Raw genomic sequence first — 15,069 nt, 5'->3', positions numbered from 1 at the left:
AGGCTGTAGCCCCCGTGGAATATGGGCTAGCGGCTATCAATACATGAGCAATAAGGTACACCACACGTTTGAAACACCCGAACAACTGCACGCCTGGCTGCGGGCCAACCACGCCAGCGAGACCGAGCTATGGGTGCGCATGTTCAAAAAGGGCACGGACAAGGCCTCCGTCACCTGGGAAGACTGCGTGGTGGCCGCCCTCACCTGGGGCTGGATCGACGGGATTCGCAAAGGCTTCGACGACACCTCATTCGTGCAGCGCCTGACGCCGCGCCGCGCGCGCTCCAACTGGTCACAGAAAAACGTGCAGCATGCCGAGCGGCTGATAGCGCAAGGCCGCATGCAGCCCGCTGGCCTGGCGCATGTGGAGGCCGCCCGCGCCGATGGGCGCTGGGACAGCGCCTACGCCGGCAGCGCCACCATGGAGATACCCGAAGACTTTTTGGCGGCGCTGCAGCAAGACCCCGCGGCCCAGGCTTTCTACGCCACCCTGAAGCGGCAGCAGCTGTTCACCATCTACTACCGGCTCACCAGCGCGAAGCGACCGGAAACGCGGGAGAAGCGGATGGCGCAGTTGTTGGCGAAGTTGGGGCGGGGCGAGAGTCCGTGAAATGAGTAGCTCTTACGTGGCCCGTGCAAGCTCTAGCATCCTTGGCCCAATTGACCCCGGTCCGTACGGGATATATGTTGGTGGCTAAGAGAATTGTGCGGGTGTGTGGCGTATAAACATCTGCCTTCCCCTCCGGTACCCTTTCCCCCGCCATGTACGAACCCGACTACGAACCCAGTGCCTTCTCCGTCAAAGTGTCTGAGCTGCTGGTGGCCACGGCAGACAGTGCCGACGAGCTGATTGACGATTCGGTGCAGCAGGTGCTGAGCCTGTTGCGTGACCAGATGAAGATGGACGTGGTGTTTGTCTCCGAATTCAAGGAGCAGCGACGCGTGTTCAAGCGCGTGGCGCTGAGCCCTGGTCACACGACGATTGCCGCGGGCCAGTCGGACCCGCTGGAGGCCAGCTGGTGCCAGCGCGTGGTCGATGGCCGATTGCCCGAGTACATCGTCAACACGGCCGATGTGCCCGAGGCCGCCGCGCTGACGCGGGACCTGCCTTTCCCCATAGGCACGCACATCAGCACGCCCATCGTGCTGCAGGATGGCGAGGTCTACGGCACGCTGTGCTGCTTCAGCTTCAGCCCGCAAGACAACCCCAACCCCGAAGACCTGCGGCGCCTGAAGTTCAGCGCCAAGCTCACCGCGGGCCGCATCGACAAGGCCCGCGCGGCCCAGCCCGCTCCGCCGCCGCCGGAGCCGGGCGACTGGACTTTGGCGCCAGCGCCTGGCGCTCCACCCAGGCGTCGGTAGTCGGCTTACAAGAAAAATAGGCCGTTAGCCCCTGTGGGATAAGCGCTAATAGCTATCAAAACTATAGTAATTCAGAGGAGCCCACATGCGCAAAGACGCCGTTTCTGACCAGTCCCGGGCCGCGGCCCCCCACGACCGCGCGCGCATCGACACGCTGGTGCTGCTGTTCGAACAGTCGTTTCCGGCGCTGTTCCAGAGCTTCATCATCGGCACCGTGCTGTGTTGGACGCTGTGGGGCCATGTGGAGAACCAGAAGCTGCTGATCTGGCTGGGCTTGCTGGGCGCCAGCTCCTTGCTGCGGCTGGGCATGTACGTGCAGTACTTTCGGGCCAAGCCTGTTGGCCCGGCCGTGCTGGCCTGGGAGCGGCCCTATGCGGCCACGCTGATGCTGTCGTCCCTGATCTGGGGGCTGGGCATGCTGTGGCTGATGCCGCCGGACGATGTGGCGGGGCAGTTTGTCATTCTCTTTTTTGTGGCGGGGCTGATGGGCGGTGCTATCGTGGCCTACTCCGCGCACCGCGGCATGACCATTGCCGCCATGGCGGCCGTGCTGGTGCCCAGCACGGTGTGGCTGTACTTTCAGCCCAGCCAGATTGCGCTGGGCATGGCCGTGGCGGCCACGACGTTCATGGTGGGTGCGCTGCGTGGCACCCAGGTGCTGTATGCCGCCATGCAAACGCGTCTGCACCTGAGCTACGAGCTGCGCCAGGCCAACGAGGTGGCCGACCGCATGGCTCGCACCGACGAGCTGACCGGCATCAACAACCGCCGCTCGTTCATGGAGCTGGGCGAGCAGACCAGCCGCCTGTGCCACCGCCAGGGCAAGCCGCTGAGCGCCTTGCTGTTGGATGTGGACCACTTCAAGCAGATCAACGACACCCATGGCCACAGCGCAGGCGATCTGGTGCTGAAGCAGGTGGGCGACCTGCTGGCCCAGCACTTTCGCGCGGCCGATGTGTGCGGGCGCATAGGCGGCGAAGAGTTTGCCGTGCTGCTGGCCGACACCGATGCGGCCACGGCCACAGCGGTGGCCGAAAAGCTGCGCCATGCGGTGGCCAGCGCGGCCGTGCCCTGGCACGCACACACCCTGCAGGTGAGCGTGAGCATTGGGGTGGCCACCCACAGCGCCCACCTGGGCACGCTGCTGCACCGCGCCGACTCCGCCATGTACCGCGCCAAGGCCAGCGGCCGCAACTGCGTGGTGTGCCACGACGTTGGGCCTTTGTCATAGTGCGTGGCTATACTCCGCCCAAACTATGTCGTTGGGCCCATGGACTACCTGTTGCGTCTCGTTGTTGGCGTGTTCGCGAGTTGCCTGGCGCAGGTGGCACTAGCCTGTCCTTTCAGCATCGTCTATAGCGACCAGGCCTCCCCGCCCTACTACCTGGGGGAAGGCGAGGCGATTCCCCCCAACCCCGGCATTGCCGTTGAGCTGCTCACGCTGGCAGCCACCAAGATGGGTTGCAAGATTGAATGGAAGCGCCTGCCCAACCGACGCGCCCTGCGCGAGCTGGAAAGCGGCGCGGTGCATGCCATGTTGCTGTTGTCTTACAGCCCTGAGCGCGCGGCCTACGCCGTGTACCCCATGCTGGGCGACGCGCCCGACCCGGCCTACAGCCTGGCCACGCTGAGCTACAGCGTGTATGTCAAAAACGGCTCCACCTTCAAATGGGAAAACCGGCAGTTCAGCCCGGCGCAGGCACTGGTGGGTGTGAATGCGGGATATTCGGCCGCGGACGAGGTGCGCAAGCTGGGCGTCCCCGTGGAAGAAGCGACCACCACCGCAAACAACTTGCAGAAGCTGCTGATGGGCCGCATTGCGGCCTATGTGGGTCAGGACCTGCAGGTGGATTTGCTGCTGGATGACAGACGCTTCATGGGTGTGCAAAAGCTGCCGCTGCCGTTTTCATCCAAGGACTACTACCTGCCGTTCTCCAAGCAGTTTTTCGACAAATCACCCTCCATCGCCGCCCAGCTGTGGAGACAGATTGCCGAGGCCCGCAAGACCCACGGCAAGGCGCTGGCCAAGAAGTATTTGGAACTGAACTAGCCGCGCCCTAGGCGTAGGCCAGGCTAGGGTGGTCGTCTGCGCCGCCCAGCTTGAAGGTGGCGACCACGTGCACCAGGTCTTGCGCCTGGCTCTTGAGGCTGCTGGCCGCCGCGGCCATTTGCTCCACCAGCGCGGCGTTTTGCTGGGTGGCATGGTCCATCTGTGTAACCGCCTCACCCACTTGCGATACGCCGGCCGATTGCTCGCTACTGGCGGCGCTGATCTCGCCCATGATGTCGGTCACGCGGCGGATGCTGGCTACCACTTCGGTCATGGTTTCGCCGGCCTTGTCCACCAGCGCGCTGCCTTGTTCCACGCGCTCCACGCTGGTGTTGATCAACATCTTGATTTCTTTGGCCGCGTCGGCGCTGCGGCTGGCCAGGCTGCGCACCTCGCTGGCCACCACGGCAAAGCCGCGGCCTTGCTCGCCCGCCCGCGCGGCTTCCACTGCGGCATTTAGCGCCAGGATGTTGGTTTGGAAGGCGATGCTGTCGATCACGCTGATGATGTCGCTGATCTTGCGGCTGCTTTCGTTGATGCCGCGCATGGTTTGCACCACTTGGCCCACCACCTCGCCACCCTGCACCGCCACGCTGGACGCGCTGCTGGCCAGCTGGTTGGCCTGGCGGGCGTTGTCGGCGTTGGCCTTGACGGTGGACGACAGCTCTTCCATGCTGGCGGCGGTTTCTTCCAGCGCGCTGGCCTGTTGTTCGGTGCGGGCGCTCAGGTCATGGTTGCCCTGGGCAATCTCCGAGCTGGCGGTAGCTACGCCTTCTGACCCTTGGCGCACCCGACTCACCACGCTGCGCAGGCCGTTTTTCATGCTGTCCATGGCGCGCAGCAGCTGGGCCAGTTCGTCACCACCGTTGGTGTTCACCTGCACGGTCAGGTCACCGGCGGCCACGGCTTCGGCCATGGTGACACCTTCGGCCAGGGGGCGGGTGATGCTGCGGGTGATGGCAATGGCCATGAAGATGCACACCACCAAAGCCAGCGCAATGGTGCTGGTGACGGTGATGCTCGCATTGCGGGCCACCACCTGGGCGCTGGCCCAGCCGTCGGCGGCTACCTTGGAGTTGTCGTCGATGATGGCGGTGATGTCTGCCAGCGCGGCGTTGAAGGCCACGGCGCTTTCTTTCTTGTACAGCTCAATGGCTGGGGCTTTGCCATCCGGGCCGCTGCGGATGGCAGCCAGTATCTTCTGGTTGGTGGCTAGCCAGCCGGCGCGGTGCTCCTGAAACCTGGCCATGGAGGCCTTTTCGGCATCCGAGTCCATCAGCGCCGACATTTTGGTTTCCAGCTCTTCCAGCTTCTTTTTGCCGGTTGTGACGCGGGCTTCCTGGTCGTCGATTTCCTTGGGCGTCTCCGAGATCATGAGCCGGGCTTCGGCGCGGCGGATGTCATTGATGTAGCCCCGCACCGCAGAGCTGACTTCGATACCGGGCAAAAAATTGGTGGCCAGGTCTTCGGTGTTTTTGGTCACCTTGCCCAGTTGCAGGAGGGCCACTACGCCCAGGATGATGGTTAGCAGGGCGGCGACGACAAACGCAATGCTGAGTTTGACGCCGATCTTGATATTGGCCAGGGGCATGTTCAACTCCAATCAGCTGGTGACAGACAGTGAGGGGAAAGCGCACGGCAACGATATTGCGCCTTTCACCCGCTTTGCGCAAACAAAACCTGCGCCCCTGGCCCGCTGCTATGCCATGCGCAGTACCACCTTGCCCTTGACCCGCCCACTCTCCACATAGGCCAGCGCGTCGGCGGCTGACGCGAAGGGGAACACCCGGTCCACCACCGGGCGCAGCACGCCGGCATCGATCAGCGCGGCAATCTCGCGCAGCTGTTCGCCATGGGCCCGCATGAAGAGGAAGGAGTAGTCCACGCCGCGGCTGCGCGCCCGGCGGCGGATGCCGTAGCTCAGCAGGCGCATGACTTGCTGCAGGCCCCAGTTCAGCCCCGCCTGCTTTGCAAAGCGCAGATCGGGCGGGCCTGAAAGGGAGATGAGCTGGCCGCCTGGCTTGAGTGTGGACAGGGACTTGCGCAGGGTCTGTGCGTCCAGGCTGTTCAGCACCACGTCGTAGTCCCGCAGCCGGGTTTCAAAGTCTTCCTGTTTGTAGTCAATGACCACGTCCGCGCCGAGTTGTTTCACCAGCGCCACATTGGCGGTGCTGGTGGTGGTGGCCACTTGGGCGCCCAGGTGTTTGGCCAGCTGGATGGCGATAGTGCCCACCCCGCCAGAGCCTGCGTGGATGAACACCTTCTGGCCCGGGCGCACCTGGGCCCGCTCCACCAGGGCCTGCCACGCGGTCAGCGCCACCAGCGGGACCGATGCGGCCTCTTCCATGCTGAGCGTCTTGGGCTTGAGCGCGATGTCGTCCTCATGCACGGCAATGCGCTCTGCAAAACTGCCAATGCGCTGCGTCGCAGGGCGGCCGTACACCGCGTCGCCCACCTGGAAGCGCCGCACCTGGCGACCCACCCGCAGCACCACGCCCGCAAATTCATTGCCCAGGATGAGGGGCAGCGCGTACGGCAGCAGCAGTTTGAATTCGCCATCGCGGATCTTGGCGTCCAGCGGGTTCACGCCCGCGGCGTGCACCTGCACCAGGACGTCGTGGTCCTGCAGCGTGGGTTCGGGCGCATCGCCCAAATGGCCACGGTCCTTGCCGTAGCGGTCAATCATGAATGCTTGCATGGTGTGTGCTCCTGTGGGCGCGGTAAGGGCGACTTAGCCCGCTTGCCCCAAGTAGACACCCGGTTGGGCAGACAGGCCTTGCTTCACGCCGCGGCTCAGCTCGTCGGCCAGCACTTCGTCCGTGCCCGCTTCCAGCGCGGCCAGCGTTTGGCGTGCCACGTCCAGCGGGTCGGCCTTGGGGCCGGGGGCGCCGCGCGCCATGTCGGTATCCATAAAGCCCACGTGCACGCCCACCACCTGGGTGCCCTGCGCACGCAGCTCGCCACGCAGCCCGTTGGTCAGCGACCAGGCAGCGGACTTGGAGGCGCTGTAGGTAGCGGCGCCCGCAATGTTGAGCCAGCTGAGCACCGACAACACGTTCACGATGGCGCCACCGCCGTTGGTCTTGAGGATGGGTGCAAACGCCTGGCTGAGGAGTAGCGGGCCAAAGAAGTTGGTCTCCAGCTCCGCGCGCGCGGCGTCGGCACTGCCAGCGGCCAGGAAGGACGAGCCGCGGCCAATGCCGGCGTTGTTGATGAGCAGGGTGACGTCGGTGGCCAGCTGTGCGGCGGCGGCAATGTCAGTGGCGTTGGTCACGTCTAGTTTTAGCGGCACCACGCCTTGCAGCGTGATGCTGCCGGGGTCGCGCGCAGCTGCGTAAATCTTGGCAGCGCCGGCGGCCAGCAGTGCGTTGACAAAGGCTTGGCCCAGGCCACGGTTGGCGCCAGTGACCAGAACAACGGAGTTTTTGATTTGCATGGGGATTTCCTTGGGTTGGTTTTTAAATGACGATCGTCATGATTGAATTATATGTCGATCATCATTTAAAATAGCAAGACCTATCGGAGAAAGACCATGAAAGTCACAAGGGAACAAGCCAACCAGAACCGCGACCGCGTGCTCGAAGTAGCCGGCCGCCTGTTCCGCGAACGCGGGTTTGACGGCATTGGTGTGGCCGACCTGATGAAGAGCGCGGGCCTGACGCACGGCGGGTTTTACGGTCAGTTCGCGTCCAAGGAAGAGCTGATGGCCGAGGCCTGTGGCCGCACGTTTGACAACGCGGCCACCATCTGGAACCAGGTGGCCAGTGGCGCGGAGGGCAACCCGCTGGCCGCGGTGATGCAGGCCTACTTGAGCAAGCAGCACCGCGACCACCCGGGCGAAGGCTGTGTGATGGCCGCGCTAGGCGCCGACGCGGCACGCCAGGGCCCCAGCCTGCGCCAGGCGGTAACCGGCGGCACACGCAAGGTGCTCGACCTGTTCACCAACCTGGCACCGGGCCGCGCCAAGGCGCTAAAGCGCGAACGCGCGGTGGTCGCCTACGCGAGCATGGTGGGTGCGCTCATTCTGGCCCGTGCGGTGGACGATGAGGCGCTGTCCGACGAAATCCTGCAAACGGTGGCGGCGTCGTTGCCCGCATAGCGGCATAGCCGCGGCGTTACAGCCCCAGCTGCCCCTTCACCACCGCCAGCACGGTGCCGCCTGCGGCCTTGGCGGCGTCTTTGGCAAAGCCCATGGCCACGTCCTTGAACAACTTTTTGCGTTCCGCCTGGTCTTTCACGCCCTTGGCCTTGTCGTAACCCGCGCGGAAGGCGGCCAGTTCCTTCTTGCCAAACAGGGATTCGAGCACCTGGAACAGCCCGTCGGCCGAGACACGGATGATCTCGGTGCTGAAGGGGTGGTCAAAGATGTGCTGGTAGATCTTCAACTGACCCTGCAGCCAGTTCTTGGCCAGCGTGTCTTCAATGATGAGGCAGATCTTGTCGCCCTGCGGCTCCAGCGATGCGTGGGCCAGCGCGGCCAGCAGGCGCCCGGCGGCCTGGTCTTCCACGCGGCCGCCAAACTTCAACGCAGCCTCGTAGCGCAGTTTCTTCACCTTGGCCACGGGGGTCTTCAGGCGCTCGCTCACGGTCTGGTTGTTCAGCCGCGCCAGCGGGCCCGAGCCGTCCAGGCCGTGTTGGTCCAGCAGGTGCATCACCAGCGCGTCCACGTCTGCCTTGGGCATGGAGCCCAAGCCCAGCTGCAGGTAGTGGTGGAGGAACTCGGTTTCAAACGTGGCCATGGTGGTGCGCTGCGGGTTGATGGAGCGCAAACTCTATCAGATTGGCTGCTAGCCCCTGTATCCATTGCGCTTGCAGCTATATAAAACATAGCGATGGAACTAACTGGTATTTAAGTGGTACTATTTATGAAAACCACCGCATTTGCCCATGTCCGTACTGCCTTCCACAGTGCCCAATGACAGTTCACCGCTGTACCTGCAGCTGGCGCGCCAGCTGGAGCAGGACATCCGCGCGGGCACCTACCGGGTGGACCAGGCGCTGCCGTCGGAGCGGGTGCTGTCCGAATCGCTGGGGGTGTCGCGCATCACGGCGCGCAAGGCGATTGACGTGCTGGTGGAGCAGGGCCTGGTGCTGCGCCGCCAGGGCTCGGGCAACTTCATCGCGCCGCGGCTGGAGCAGCCGCTGTCCAAGCTGGCCAGTTTTTCAGAAGAGCTGCGCCAACGCGGCTACATGCCCAGCAGCACCTGGATCACGCGCGAGGTGGCTGCCGCCAGCGTGACCGAGCGCGAAGCGCTGGGCCTGGCGCGCGGCGCCCGCGTGGCGCGGCTGGAGCGCCTGCGCCTGGCCGACGGCGTGCCCATGGCCTACGAGCGCAGCACCGTGTTGCTGAGCGCCTGCCCACGCCCGCAGGACCTGGATGGTTCGCTCTACCTGCACCTGGCGCGCAGTGGCCTGGCGCCGGTACGCGCGGTGCAGCACATCCGTGCCGTGAATGCCGAGGCCGCCATGGCCGCGCAGCTGGGCATTGCCATCGGTGCTGCCCTGCTGTGGGTGAGCCGTACCGCTTTTTTGCCCGACGGCGTGGCCGTGGAGTGCACCCAGTCGTACTGCCGCAGCGACTACTACGACTTTGTGGCCGAGCTGAAAACCTAAGGACACCGCCATGACGACATTGCAGAGCCGCATTGAAGGCCACATCCTCACCCCCACGGGCTTTGTGCAGGGCGCACTCACGTTGGATGCGCAGGGCCGCGTTGCAGGCATCAGCGGCACGCCTGTGGCCACGGCCGCGGTGCGCGACAGCGGCGCGCCCATCGTGCTGCCCGGCTTCATTGACCTGCATGTGCACGGTGGTGCGGGCCACGACATCATGGAGGGCGGTGACGCGGCCCTGCATGTGGCCACGCTGCATGCGCGGCATGGCACTACGTCACTCTTGGCCACCACCATGACCGCACCGCAGAGCGACCTGGACACGGCTTTTGCCGCCATGGGCGCGCTTTGCAAACAACGTGCACCCAACGCTGCGCGCGTGCTGGGCGTGCATCTGGAGGGGCCTTACATCAGCGAGGCACGCCTGGGCGCGCAGCCGCCGTTTGCGCGACCCGCCAGCTTTGACGAGATCCACCGCCTGCACGCCATGGCGCCCATCCGCCTCATCACGCTGGCGCCCGAGGTGGGTGGTAACGAGGCGTTGATTGCGCAATTGGTGGCTGAGGGCTTCAAGGTGCAGCTGGGCCATACCACGGGCAGCTACGAGCAGGGCGTGGCCGCCATGCGCTGCGGTGCCACGGGCTTTACGCACCTGTTCAACGCCATGTCGGCGCTGCACCACCGCGAGCCGGGCATGGTGGGCGCGGCGCTGGCCCATGCCGAGTTTGCTGAAATCATCCCCGATCTGCTGCATGTGCACCCCGGCGCCATCCACACCGCGCTGCGCGCCATCCCCAAGCTGTACTGCGTGACCGACTCCACCTCCGCCGCCGGCATGCCCGATGGCGACTACAAGCTGGGCCGCCACACGGTGACCAAGTGCATGGGCGGCGTGCGCCTGGCCGACGGCACGCTGGCCGGCTCGGTGCTCAGCATGGACCAGGCCCTGCGCAACCTCGTCAACACCCTGGGCCTGGACCTGGAGGACGCCTCCAAACGCGTCTCCACCTATGCCGCCGACCACATGGGCCTGTCAGACCGCGGCCGCCTGCAGTCCGGCGCTTGGGCCGATGCGGTGGTGGTGGACCGGGATCTGGCGCTGCAGGCGGTATGGGTGGAAGGCCACGCGGTGGCTTTGTAGAAATTCCGACGCTGGTCAGGCGTAGGTGTCTACGTTGCTGCCTAGTTTGTCGGTCTTTGATGCGGCCTTGGGGTTCTTCTTCTCCGCCACCTTTGCCGTGTTTTCGGTTTTCTGGATGGTGACGTCGAGTTGCTCTTGTTGACGCGCGCGCTGGATTGCGGTGATTTGGGCCTGAACCATCTGAATCTGCGCTTGCAGGAGTTTGACGCGCTCCTTCTTCGACTTCGGATCCATGTCGGAAGTAGCCAAGCCGTTGAGCTGCTCCACCAAGTCCCGCAACTGCTTCTGCAGTTTTGCGATATCGCTGGCGTCTGCGCCGGCGCTTGAAATACGGCCTGAGATGGAGGATGTTCCGGAAACTTGCATGGTTCGTTATCGGTGAACCGCGGCAATGCTTTAGGAATGCGCCGCTTTGGATGCAGCGTTGCGGTGCAATTCCGCAAGAAATGTCCGCTCGGTGTTTTTAGACTGGCCCGGTGTTCAACCTCACTGGAGTTTTTGATGAAAACAGAGCTACTGTCCCACGCGATCCACGTCATCGGCATCGAGCTGCGCACCACCAACCTGGAGGCCATGCAGACCATTCCCCCGCACTGGCAGCGCTTTGGCCAGGAGGAAGTGCTGGCCCACATTCCCGCCAAGCTGAACGGTGATGTCTACGCCGTTTACACCCACTTTGAAAACGCAGGCCTCAACAACACGGGCTTGTACTCGCTGGTGATTGGCGCGCCGGTACCCGCCAGCGCCGAGGTGCCTGCGGGCATGGTGCGCGTGGTGGTCCCCGCGTCCAAGCGCGCGGTGTTTGACGTGGAGCCCAACCGGGCTGACTTGGTGGGCGCCAAGTGGATGGAGATTTGGGGCCACACCGAGCTGGCGAAGACCGTGATTGCCGAGTACGAGCGTTACAGTGCCGATGGCCGCATTGCCATCTCCATTGGCCTGCAATAAGTCTGCAATAACGAAAGCACCCACCGCGCATGAACCGCAGCCACAGCTGGACCGACTACCAGGATCGCCTGAGCCGCGTCACCGCCTACATCCACGACCACCTGGCCGAGGAGCTAGACCTGGACCAGCTGGCGGAGGTGGCCCACCTGTCGCCCTACCACTGGCACCGCGTCTACCACGCGATGAACGGCGAGACCATTGCGGCCACCATACGCCGGCTGCGGCTGCACCGCGCGTCGGGCTACCTGGCCAACACGCAGCTGCCGGTGGCCCAGGTGGCGCGCAAGTGCGGCTACCCCAATGTGCAGTCGTTTACCCGCGCCTTTGGCACGGCTTATGGCATGGGGCCCACGCAGTACCGCGCGCAGGGCGGGCATGTGGTGTTCCGCCGTGGCGTGGCGCAGGCCGCGGCGGCGGGTTACACGGTGGACATTCGCTATGTGCCCGCGGTGCCGCTGGCCGGCCTGCCGCATGGCGGTGGCTATATGCGCATTGGCAAAGCGTTTGAAACCACCTTCACCCACATGGCCGCCCAGGGCCTGCTGCGGGACGACACCCGCTGGCTGGCCGTGTACTACGACGACCCGGCCGCCGTGCCTGAAGCACAGCTGCGGTCCTGGGCGGGTTTGTCGCTGCCCGCGAGCGCCAGCGCCGCCGCGCCCCTGCAAGCCATGACGCTGGGCGGCTGCACCTGCGCTGTGCTGCGCCACCGCGGGCCCTACGCCACCATGGGGGCGGCCTACCAGTGGCTCTATGGGCAGTGGCTGGTGCAGTCGGGCCATGCGGCGCTGGATCAACCCGTGTTTGAGGAATACCTGAACAACCCACGGGACACGGCGCCGGCCGATTTGTTGACCGACATCTACCTGCCGTTGCAGAATGTGGCTTAGTTTTCCGCCTGACGAAACTTTTAGAGGAATTTTGAAATAAAGGCGTTGACTTATATTTCTTTATAAATATAATACGCAACAGGAACTCGGGTTGCACCCAACACCCCCTCGTTCCACGAAGCCTGGCAAGAGATGTCTTTTGCAGCAGGGCCTCGGTTTATTCGACACCTGTCGACCACGTTGAACTGCAGAGCTGCAGCCAACCGATTCTCTTTCTGCTCAAGCCGGCCTCTTTGATTCAGGTCCGCACCTCTCCCCTACATGATCCAGACTTCCGAATTAGCCATACCCATGGGCAACTACATGGTTTCGCCCGCCACGCACGCCACCAGCAACGGTCGCTTCCGTGCTTCCATCTCGGTCCAGCGCAGCCAAAGCAAGGGCGCCTACTGCCGAATTTTTAACTTTGATTGCGAGTTCGTATCTCGCGAAGCCGCCCGGGTGTATGCCATCACCCAGGGCTGGCTAGAGACCTGCATCGCACGTCCGCAAACCTGCTGAACACTTTTTTTCTGAAAGGCTAACTATGAGCACCAAAATTTACGTGGGCAATCTGCCCTATTCCGTGGACGACACCAGTCTGCGCAGCAACTTCTCCGAATTTGGCGAAGTAACCTCCGCCAAGGTGATGATGGACCGTGACACCGGCCGCTCCAAAGGTTTTGCCTTTGTCGAAATGGGTACGCCCGCATTTGCGCAGGCAGCCATTGACGGCTTGCATGGCCAATCCGTGGACGGTCGCTCCATCGTGGTGAACCTGGCACGTCCGCGCGAAGACCGCGGCACGTCGGATGGTTACCGCGGCGCACGCAGCTACTAAGCTGTAAGCCCCCTAAAAAGCCGGCTCTTGCAGCCGGCTTTTTTACGTCTGTGCACCTTACTCCGGTGGAAGTGCTGTCAGCAGTACGGTGACCACCAGCCCGCCCTCGGCGTGGTTGTGCAGGCGTATTTCGCCACCGTGGGCCTGAATGATGTTGCGGGCAATGCCCAGGCCCAGGCCCGTGCCGGTGCGGTTCTGCTGCTGGCCGTGGGACAGGCGCACATGGGGTTCAAACGCGGCCGACATGCTGGCCTGTGCAATGCCAGGGCCAAAGTCCCGCACCTCCACCAGCGCGCGGTTGCCCTGGTGGCTCAGGCGCACCTGCACGCGCTCGCCATAGAGCACGGCGTTGTCCAGCAGGTTGCTGAAGGCGCGTTCCAGCGCCAGAGGTTTGCCTAGCACGCTGATGGCCTCGGCCGTCCATTCAATGCTCGCATCGGGGTGGATGGGGCGCTGCGCTAGCCGGGCCAGCAGCGTGTCCAGCCGCACGGGGGTCAGGTTCTCGTGGATATCGGTGTCTTTCACACTTTGCAGCGCGGCCTTCACCATCACGTCCAGGTCGTCCAAGTCCTCGTGGAACTCGGCACGCAGGGTTTCGTCGTCCAGCAGCTCGGTGCGCAGCTTAAGGCGCATGATGGGCGTCTTGAGACCATGCGAGATGCCGAGGAACAGCCGCTCGCGGTCTACCAGGTAGCCCTGGATGCGCGCCTGCATTTCGTTGAAGGCGCGGGCCGTGCGGCGCAGCTCGGCGGTGCCGGTCTCGGGCACGCTCTCGGGTGCGGTGTCGTTGCCAAAGGCGTTGGCGGCCGATGCAATTTTGTTCAGCGGGCGAATCAGGCCGCGCACCAGCAGCACGCTGAGCACCAGCACGGTGACCAGTGTCACCAGCTGCAGCAGCACACGGTCGGTGGTCAACGGATTGGCGTTGTCCAGGAAGTACGGGTCGGGCATGGGCGCCGCCAGGTAGAGCCAGCGCCCCGGTTCAAACTCGGATTGAATCACCAGCACCGGTGCGGGCCGGGGGCGCAGCAGCAATGTGGCCTCCACCCACGACTCGGGCAGGTCGCTGACCATGCGGCCGTCGTCCGACACCTGCAGGCTGTCGGGCCAGGCAAAGGCCACGTCCGGCGCTTGTGTGGCGTGCAGGTTGCGCACCAGGTCCTCGCGCACCACATCCACCACGGCGTCCACCAGCGCGTTGTTCTTCAGCGGGGTGATGGGCACGCGCGTCTTGTTCACATTCACAAAGAAGCGCGTACCGCCCATGGTGCGTAACTGCTCGATGAGGATGGGGCGAAACTGCGGCGGTAGATCGCGGAAGAAGCGCAGCGCGCCTGCGGCATTGAGCGCCAGGTGCTTGCCCGCGCCCAGTGCCTCGGTGCGTGCGCTTTCGCGCAGCTGGCGTGCCCACAACAGCGTGCCGACCAGTTGCGCGCTGATGACGCCCAAGGCCATGACCACCACGATGCGGCCCAGCAGGCTGTCGGGCAGATAGCGGCGGGTCCAGCGGCGTCGGTCAGCTGTCGCCATGCTGGGTCACGTCGGCCGAGAACACATAGCCGCTGCCGCGCACGGTCTTGATGAGTACGGGCTGTTTGCCATCGTCATTGAGGCGCTGGCGCAAACGGCTGATCTGCACGTCGAGCGAGCGGTCCAGTGGCCCGAGGTCGCGGCCACGGGTCTGTTCCATCAGACGGGCGCGGTCCAGCGTCTCACCCGCGTGCTCTGCAAAGAAGCGCAGCAGGTTGAAGTCCATGCTGGTCAACACCACGGGCTCGCCCTGGGGGTCGGTCAGTACGCGCTCCACCACGTCCATGCTGAAGCCGGCAAAGCGCAGCGTGCGCACCGGTGCGCCGGGCGCACCCAGCTGCATGCGGCGGTGGATGGCCTTGATGCGGGCCAGCAGCTCGCGCGGGTTGTAGGGCTTGGCAATGTAGTCGTCGGCTCCCAGCTCCAGGCCCACGATGCGGTCGGTGTCGTCGGCACTGGCGGTCAGCATGATGATGGGCACGGGTGACTGGCTGCGCACGCTGCGGCACAGTGTGAAGCCGTCGGTGTCGGGCAGCATCACGTCCAGAATGACCAGGCTGAGTTCGTCCTTGAAGCGCTCGAACTCGGCCGTGAAGCTGGCGCCGTCGTGCGCCACGCGCACCTCGTACTGGTGTTTCTCCAGGTAGGTCTTGAGCAGGTTGCGGGTTTTTTGGTCGTCGTCCACGACGAGCAGGGTACGGTTCATGGCGTGTGT

18 protein-coding genes are annotated in these 15,069 nt (G+C 64.3%); 11 read left to right on the top strand and 7 right to left on the bottom strand.

Annotated elements, in window-relative coordinates; all coding sequences use genetic code 11:
• Window positions 1–43: 43 nt before the first annotated feature.
• From AC07OE_RS15470 to AC07OE_RS15455, 4 genes are all read left to right on the top strand, one after another.
• Window positions 44–610, top strand: coding sequence for a YdeI/OmpD-associated family protein (locus tag AC07OE_RS15470; RefSeq protein ID WP_495071467.1), 567 nt, complete (start codon window positions 44–46; stop codon window positions 608–610).
• A gap of 152 nt (window positions 611–762) precedes the next feature.
• On the top strand, window positions 763–1,362 hold the full coding sequence (locus tag AC07OE_RS15465) for a GAF domain-containing protein (protein ID WP_495071466.1): 600 nt from the start codon (window positions 763–765) through the stop codon (window positions 1,360–1,362).
• 85 nt (window positions 1,363–1,447) lie between these two features.
• The gene (locus AC07OE_RS15460; RefSeq protein ID WP_495071465.1) at window positions 1,448–2,593 is read left to right on the top strand and encodes a GGDEF domain-containing protein; all 1,146 of its coding nucleotides are present in this window, start codon (window positions 1,448–1,450) and stop codon (window positions 2,591–2,593) included.
• 51 nt (window positions 2,594–2,644) lie between these two features.
• The gene (locus AC07OE_RS15455; RefSeq protein WP_495071464.1) at window positions 2,645–3,412 is read left to right on the top strand and encodes a substrate-binding periplasmic protein; all 768 of its coding nucleotides are present in this window, start codon (window positions 2,645–2,647) and stop codon (window positions 3,410–3,412) included.
• Between the two features lie 7 nt (window positions 3,413–3,419).
• On the opposite strand, the gene AC07OE_RS15450 is transcribed toward AC07OE_RS15455, so the two are convergent.
• From AC07OE_RS15450 to AC07OE_RS15440, 3 genes are all read right to left on the bottom strand, one after another.
• On the bottom strand, window positions 3,420–5,003 hold the full coding sequence (locus tag AC07OE_RS15450) for a methyl-accepting chemotaxis protein (protein ID WP_495071463.1): 1,584 nt from the start codon (window positions 5,001–5,003) through the stop codon (window positions 3,420–3,422).
• 108 nt (window positions 5,004–5,111) lie between these two features.
• Complete coding sequence (locus tag AC07OE_RS15445; RefSeq protein ID WP_495071462.1) at window positions 5,112–6,110, bottom strand: NADP-dependent oxidoreductase; 999 nt, start codon at window positions 6,108–6,110, stop codon at window positions 5,112–5,114.
• A gap of 33 nt (window positions 6,111–6,143) precedes the next feature.
• Window positions 6,144–6,848, bottom strand: coding sequence for an SDR family oxidoreductase (locus AC07OE_RS15440; protein ID WP_495071461.1), 705 nt, complete (start codon window positions 6,846–6,848; stop codon window positions 6,144–6,146).
• A gap of 96 nt (window positions 6,849–6,944) precedes the next feature.
• On the opposite strand from AC07OE_RS15440, the gene AC07OE_RS15435 reads away from it, so the two are divergent.
• Window positions 6,945–7,511, top strand: a complete 567-nt coding sequence (locus tag AC07OE_RS15435; protein ID WP_495071460.1) for a TetR/AcrR family transcriptional regulator — start codon at window positions 6,945–6,947, stop codon at window positions 7,509–7,511.
• Window positions 7,512–7,527: 16 nt separating this feature from the next.
• Here the strand turns inward: AC07OE_RS15435 and AC07OE_RS15430 are convergent, their stop codons facing one another.
• A complete protein-coding gene (locus tag AC07OE_RS15430; protein ID WP_495071459.1) occupies window positions 7,528–8,151 on the bottom strand; it encodes a hypothetical protein in 624 nt (207 codons plus the stop codon).
• A 148-nt stretch (window positions 8,152–8,299) separates the two neighbouring features.
• Here AC07OE_RS15430 and AC07OE_RS15425 point away from each other — a divergent pair, with 148 nt between their 5' ends.
• Window positions 8,300–9,025, top strand: a complete 726-nt coding sequence (locus AC07OE_RS15425; RefSeq protein ID WP_495071458.1) for a GntR family transcriptional regulator — start codon at window positions 8,300–8,302, stop codon at window positions 9,023–9,025.
• 19 nt (window positions 9,026–9,044) lie between these two features.
• A complete protein-coding gene (gene nagA, locus AC07OE_RS15420) occupies window positions 9,045–10,166 on the top strand; it encodes an N-acetylglucosamine-6-phosphate deacetylase (protein ID WP_495071597.1) in 1,122 nt (373 codons plus the stop codon).
• Between the two features lie 15 nt (window positions 10,167–10,181).
• Here nagA and AC07OE_RS15415 read toward each other — a convergent pair whose 3' ends face one another.
• Entirely contained in the window at window positions 10,182–10,532 is a 351-nt protein-coding gene (locus AC07OE_RS15415) for a FlxA-like family protein (protein WP_495071457.1), read from the bottom strand.
• A gap of 135 nt (window positions 10,533–10,667) precedes the next feature.
• Between AC07OE_RS15415 and AC07OE_RS15410 the strand changes: the two genes are divergently transcribed.
• From AC07OE_RS15410 to rbp, 4 genes are all read left to right on the top strand, one after another.
• Window positions 10,668–11,114 carry a GyrI-like domain-containing protein gene (locus AC07OE_RS15410; RefSeq protein ID WP_495071456.1) on the top strand — a complete coding sequence of 149 codons (447 nt, stop codon included), beginning with the start codon at window positions 10,668–10,670 and terminating at the stop codon, window positions 11,112–11,114.
• 29 nt (window positions 11,115–11,143) lie between these two features.
• Window positions 11,144–12,004 carry an AraC family transcriptional regulator gene (locus AC07OE_RS15405; RefSeq protein ID WP_495071455.1) on the top strand — a complete coding sequence of 287 codons (861 nt, stop codon included), beginning with the start codon at window positions 11,144–11,146 and terminating at the stop codon, window positions 12,002–12,004.
• A 261-nt stretch (window positions 12,005–12,265) separates the two neighbouring features.
• On the top strand, window positions 12,266–12,505 hold the full coding sequence (locus AC07OE_RS15400) for a hypothetical protein (RefSeq protein ID WP_495071454.1): 240 nt from the start codon (window positions 12,266–12,268) through the stop codon (window positions 12,503–12,505).
• Between the two features lie 25 nt (window positions 12,506–12,530).
• Window positions 12,531–12,824 (top strand): RNA-binding regulator, encoded by a 294-nt coding sequence (gene rbp / locus AC07OE_RS15395; RefSeq protein ID WP_495071453.1) that lies wholly within the window; start codon window positions 12,531–12,533, stop codon window positions 12,822–12,824.
• Between the two features lie 57 nt (window positions 12,825–12,881).
• On the opposite strand, the gene AC07OE_RS15390 is transcribed toward rbp, so the two are convergent.
• On the bottom strand, window positions 12,882–14,354 hold the full coding sequence (locus tag AC07OE_RS15390; protein ID WP_495071452.1) for an ATP-binding protein: 1,473 nt from the start codon (window positions 14,352–14,354) through the stop codon (window positions 12,882–12,884).
• Complete coding sequence (locus AC07OE_RS15385; protein ID WP_495071451.1) at window positions 14,341–15,060, bottom strand: response regulator; 720 nt, start codon at window positions 15,058–15,060, stop codon at window positions 14,341–14,343. Before AC07OE_RS15385 ends, AC07OE_RS15390 begins: the two co-directional genes overlap by 14 nt.
• Between the last annotated feature and the right edge of the window lie 9 nt (window positions 15,061–15,069).

Source organism: Rhodoferax sp. GW821-FHT09E07, from assembly GCF_059416145.1.
Note: the sequence above shows the minus strand (reverse complement) of the source record. Positions and strands in the feature narration are given on the sequence as shown.

Bases quoted from the DNA above. Each gene is read 5' to 3' on its own strand.
- AC07OE_RS15470 (WP_495071467.1), top strand. From the start codon at position 44: ATGAGCAATAAGGTACACCACACGTTTGAAACACCCGAACAACTGCAC.
- AC07OE_RS15465 (WP_495071466.1), top strand. From the start codon at position 763: ATGTACGAACCCGACTACGAACCCAGTGCCTTCTCCGTCAAAGTGTCT.
- AC07OE_RS15460 (WP_495071465.1), top strand. From the start codon at position 1,448: ATGCGCAAAGACGCCGTTTCTGACCAGTCCCGGGCCGCGGCCCCCCAC.
- AC07OE_RS15450 (WP_495071463.1), bottom strand. From the start codon at position 5,003: ATGCCCCTGGCCAATATCAAGATCGGCGTCAAACTCAGCATTGCGTTT.
- AC07OE_RS15445 (WP_495071462.1), bottom strand. From the start codon at position 6,110: ATGCAAGCATTCATGATTGACCGCTACGGCAAGGACCGTGGCCATTTG.
- AC07OE_RS15440 (WP_495071461.1), bottom strand. From the start codon at position 6,848: ATGCAAATCAAAAACTCCGTTGTTCTGGTCACTGGCGCCAACCGTGGC.
- AC07OE_RS15435 (WP_495071460.1), top strand. From the start codon at position 6,945: ATGAAAGTCACAAGGGAACAAGCCAACCAGAACCGCGACCGCGTGCTC.
- AC07OE_RS15430 (WP_495071459.1), bottom strand. From the start codon at position 8,151: ATGGCCACGTTTGAAACCGAGTTCCTCCACCACTACCTGCAGCTGGGC.
- AC07OE_RS15425 (WP_495071458.1), top strand. From the start codon at position 8,300: ATGTCCGTACTGCCTTCCACAGTGCCCAATGACAGTTCACCGCTGTAC.
- AC07OE_RS15415 (WP_495071457.1), bottom strand. From the start codon at position 10,532: ATGCAAGTTTCCGGAACATCCTCCATCTCAGGCCGTATTTCAAGCGCC.
- AC07OE_RS15410 (WP_495071456.1), top strand. From the start codon at position 10,668: ATGAAAACAGAGCTACTGTCCCACGCGATCCACGTCATCGGCATCGAG.
- AC07OE_RS15405 (WP_495071455.1), top strand. From the start codon at position 11,144: ATGAACCGCAGCCACAGCTGGACCGACTACCAGGATCGCCTGAGCCGC.
- AC07OE_RS15400 (WP_495071454.1), top strand. From the start codon at position 12,266: ATGATCCAGACTTCCGAATTAGCCATACCCATGGGCAACTACATGGTT.
- rbp (WP_495071453.1), top strand. From the start codon at position 12,531: ATGAGCACCAAAATTTACGTGGGCAATCTGCCCTATTCCGTGGACGAC.
- AC07OE_RS15390 (WP_495071452.1), bottom strand. From the start codon at position 14,354: ATGGCGACAGCTGACCGACGCCGCTGGACCCGCCGCTATCTGCCCGAC.
- AC07OE_RS15385 (WP_495071451.1), bottom strand. From the start codon at position 15,060: ATGAACCGTACCCTGCTCGTCGTGGACGACGACCAAAAAACCCGCAAC.